Source organism: Candidatus Frankia nodulisporulans, assembly GCF_902806475.1.
Taxonomy (GTDB): domain Bacteria; phylum Actinomycetota; class Actinomycetes; order Frankiales; family Frankiaceae; genus Frankia; species Frankia umida.
The window spans coordinates 1-4,396 of sequence record NZ_CADCWS010000306.1 but is presented as its reverse complement, the minus strand read 5'-3'; the positions used below and the strand labels follow the sequence as shown (position 1 = coordinate 4,396).

Here is a 4,396-nt window from a genome sequence, read left to right as displayed (position 1 = left end):
TTAACCTACGGCCATTGGGCCAGGGGTAGGAACCGGCCCGGCCAGGACCGTGCTTTTCGCCTGGTGGTCAACCTGTCAGGTGAACCACCGTTCGAAGGTCGGTGCTACCGTAACGCCGGCCACACCCCGGGCATAACGCGGGTCAGTGTCGCCGATCATGTGCGACCGGACCGCGCGGTGCACGGCCACCGAGCATTGCCGTACCACCTTCGAGATTGCCCCGCCGGTATTACCTCCCGCCAGTGATACGCCGGTCGGCCTGAGCTCCCTCGGCCGTCCTCCCTGTTGCCGGGGGATTTCCGGACACTGATTGCCCCGGGTCGGCGGACCCCACTTGTTACCTCCCTCAAACGGGGGTATTTCAGGTTCGGGCTGGTCGTGCGGGTCTAGCGTCGAAATGCGACCCGGGATGTTTCATGTCGCGCCGCGCTGCTCGTCGGCGCAGCGATCGGCGACGGTGTCTGAACCGCACCGCCCACGAGGACATCCACGGAGGCGGGGCCGCTCGAAGGGAGCGTCATGCCGTTGTTCGCCGATTCCGCGTCGCAACGCGAACCCCGAGCCGATCGGGAGACCACCGATCGGGAGGCGTCCGCGCCGGTGACGCGTTCGCCTGTCGCGGACGGCATGGCGCCGGACCACGCGTCCATCCACACCGAGCCCCTCGTCATCCCCGAACCGTCCGGGCAGGCACAGCCGTCCGGACGGGCACAGCAGCCGGGGCGGATCGAGGCGTCCGGGGTGACGGGACGGACCGTGCCGGTCAGGCGACTGGGCCAGACCGGCCGCGGCGGGCGGATGGGACGGGCGGCCCGAGGCGGCCACACCTCCCCGGAACGGGTCATGGCGACCATGGCCACGATGGCGGGTGTGCCGGTCCGGCGGCGTTCCATGTTCACGATGGCGGCGGATATCGCGGTCCTGCACCGTGGTCGGCTGCTGGCCGCCGCCTGCCTGCTGGTCGTGGTGCTGCTGCCGTGGAACGCCGGCGTCTACCACCAGTTGGCCACCGGCGGTTTCTACGCGAAGTCCGACCCGTCCACCCGCGCCGAGCAGCTGCTGGACGAGGAGTTCCCGGACGCGCCGCCGAACATCGGCGTCCTGGTCACCGCCGAGGAGGGTATCGACGGGCCGACCCCGGACCATCTCGGCCGGGAGCTCACCGGGCAGATCGCCGCCGAGCAGGACGTCACCTCGGTCGCCTCCTACTGGTCGGGCAACGGGATCTCCGGTAATCCACTGCTGCGCTCCAGGGCCGGCCGGTCGGCGTTGATCGTGTTCCGCCTCACCGGCGCCGAGGACCATATCCAGGATCGCCTCGATGCGCTGCACAAGCGGTACGCGCACACCGGCCCCGGTGTCCAGGTGCGGTTCGGGGGTGCCCCCGCCGTCATGCGTGATGTCACCGAGCACAGCCGGGCCGACCTTGAGCGCGGCGAACTGTCGGCGGCGCCGCTGGTGTTCCTGGTGCTGCTCTACGCGTTCGGGACGGTCGCGGCGGCGCTGCTGCCGGTGCTCGTCGGCGTGGTCGCGGTGGTGTCCAGTCTTGCCCTGCTGCGGCTGGCGGGGACGGTCACCGACATCTCGGTGTTCTCGGTGAACCTGACGACGGCGCTGGGCTTCGGGCTCGCCGTCGACTACAGCCTGTTCATCCTGAGACGGTTTCGAGAGGAACAGGCCAGAGGTCTGTTCCCCGGCGCGGCGCTGCGGCGCACCCTGGAGACCGCCGGACGCACGGTGTTCTTCTCCGGGATGACGGTGGCGCTGTCGCTGACCGCCGCGCTCGCCTTCCCGCTGGACTACCTGCGTTCGTTCGCCTTCGCCGGTGGCATCGTCGTCATCACCTCCGAGGTCGCGGCACTGCTGGTGCTGCCGGCCGCGTTGATGGTGCTCGGCGACCGACTCGACCGCGGCGACATCCGCGCGATGATCGCCCGCTCCGGCTTCGCCCGGCGGCGCCGGGCCCGCCGCCTGGCCCGAGCGCAGGGCCAGGGCCAGGGCCGGCACGCCAGCGGGCCGGCGGAGCTGTCCGGGGCCGGCCGTGGCTGGACGGCGCTGGCCCGGCGGGTGCTGGCCCGACCGGTGGTCTTCGGTGGGGCGGCGGTGCTGATCCTGTTGCTGTGCGCGCTGCCGTTGCGCGGTCTGAACCTGTCCCTCGCCGACGACACGGTGTTGCCCGCGGCCTCCGAATCCCATGTCGTCAACGACGCGATGCGCACCGAGTTCGTGGCCTGCCTGCCCTGTCAGATCCCGGTCGTCGTGCCCGGGCTGGACGCCCGCGACCCGGCCAACGCGGCGAAGCTCTCCGACTACGCCCGGCGGCTGTCCGCCCTGCCCGGTGTCGCCCGGATCGACACCGTCACCGGCGCGTTCATGCAGGGCAAGATGGTCACGGCCGCGGCGCCCACCGCCCAGGTGGGCTATGTCGGCATCCACGGTGGCGCGTGGCTGTCGGTGTGGCAGACCGACACGTCCCCGGTCTCCGACGGGGCCCGGACGCTCGTGCGCGCGATCCAGGCGACACCCGCCCCCTTCGCGACCCTGAGGGGTGGCCTCGCGCCGCACTTCCTCGACACCTCGCGCACGATCCTGCGCAGCCTGCCCGCCGCGTTCGCCATCGTGATGGTCGCGACGTTCGTCCTGTTGTTCCTGTTCACCGGCAGCCTGCTGCTCCCGATCAAGGCGATGCTGCTCAACACGCTGAACCTGGCGGCCACCATCGGACTGCTGACGTTCATCTTCCAGGACGGCCATCTGCGCTGGCTGGTCGGTGACTTCCAGGTGTCCGGGTCGTTGGAGATGACCAGTCCGGTACTCATGTTCTTCATCGCGTTCGGGCTGAGTATGGATTACGAGATCTTCCTGCTCGCCCGCATCCGGGAGGAGTACCAGCGCACCGACGACAACACCGAGGCCGTCGCCGTCGGCCTCGGTGCCACCGGCCCACTGATCACCAGCGTCGCCCTGGCCCTGGTCGTGGTGATGGTGGCCCTGTCCACCTCGCACATCAGCATGATCAAACTGGTCGGGGTGGGCCTCACCATCGCCATCACCCTGGACGTGACCGTCGTGCGCGCGATCCTGGTCCCGGCGTTCATGGCCCTGGCCGGCAAGTACAACTGGTGGGCCCCGCCCCCCTGCGCCGCCTGCACGACCGCTTCGGCCTGCGTGAGAACGCCGACGAGCCCCGCGGACGCCCCTACGACACCCCCGCGCCGACGTCCGGCCCCCACGGAGCCTCCCTCGCCTTCGGGATGCCCGGCGCCTCCGTACCCGCCGGCCCGCCCGGCCTCGCCGCCCCGCGTCCCGTTGGCGGCCGCGTCCGCGGCGAGGCGCGCCGCCGGGCCCCCTACGGCCTGCCCGCGGACACCGTCCGCAGCCGCAACCACACCGAGGACGGGCCCACCCACCCGGCCGCGGCGGCATCCTCGGGCGGGCCGGTCGCTCTTCCCGCGCTGTCCGCTGGTCGAGTGACGTCCGCCCTTCCCGTGGCGTCCGCTGGTCCTGCGATCTCGGCCGGTCCCACGACCGGGGCGGGTATCACTGTCGGTGACGGGTCTCAGGTTGGTGCGCCCGGTGTCGGGTCAGCCACCGGAATCGGTCGGGCTCCCGGCGGGGTCCGTGGCCAGAACGAGGTCGGGACGACCGACGCCGGACGGTGGCCGCGCGGCGATTCCGCCGTTGGCCGCTATGTGGCGGTGGGCGATCCCAGAGCGGGTGGTCGCCGGGAGCGCGGCGGTACCCGACCGACGATGGAGATCAACTACCGGCGGCGTCGCCGGCAGCCACCGATGGGCGGTCCGTCCACCCGGGACGGCTCCCCGACCTGGCATTTTCACCCGTGTCCAGACGGCGACGGCGAAGCCGCGCCACCTCCGGCGATCACCGGTGCCCGAGGCTTCATCTTCGAGCAGTCCGGCGCCCCCGGCCACCCTGGTGCCCCCGCGTTGCCCGGCACCGACCCCCGCCTGATCATCGAGGCGGACTCGTACAGCTAGCCCGCCGTCCACGAAGGTTTCCGGCCGCGGTGCGGCGGCCGTGAGCACACGACTGTCGCTCAGGCCGCGTGTGGAGAGGACATCCGCCGCGGGCCCGGACATGGCCCGGCAAGAGGATGCCCGGACAGAGGTGTCACGGAAAGTGACCATGGTCGACGGGCGGCGCCGCGCGAAGGTGTGACGTGCGAAGGCCTGGCTACCGAGTGCCGTCGCCGAAAGCGAGCGACTCGGTGACGTAGCGTGCCCACTTTCCATCCTGTGGCTCGGAGGATGCATCGTGGCTGATCTGTCCATCGGTTCGAACCGGTCTGGGTTGAGTCGTCGGGCCGCACTACGTCTCGCCGGTGCCGGAACCGGTGGGATGCTCGCCGCCACGTTCGGCCTGGTGCCCACTCGGG

Annotated in this window: 2 protein-coding genes; both read left to right on the top strand. The window is 71.3% G+C overall.

Annotated elements, in window-relative coordinates; all coding sequences use genetic code 11:
* Nucleotides 1-519: 519 nt before the first annotated feature.
* Nucleotides 520-3,474 carry an MMPL family transporter gene (locus G6R24_RS18620; protein WP_225438718.1) on the top strand — a complete coding sequence of 985 codons (2,955 nt, stop codon included), beginning with the start codon at nt 520-522 and terminating at the stop codon, nt 3,472-3,474.
* A gap of 224 nt (nt 3,475-3,698) precedes the next feature.
* On the top strand, nt 3,699-3,998 hold the full coding sequence (locus G6R24_RS22845) for a hypothetical protein (protein ID WP_225438717.1): 300 nt from the start codon (nt 3,699-3,701) through the stop codon (nt 3,996-3,998).
* Nucleotides 3,999-4,396: the final 398 nt, after the last annotated feature.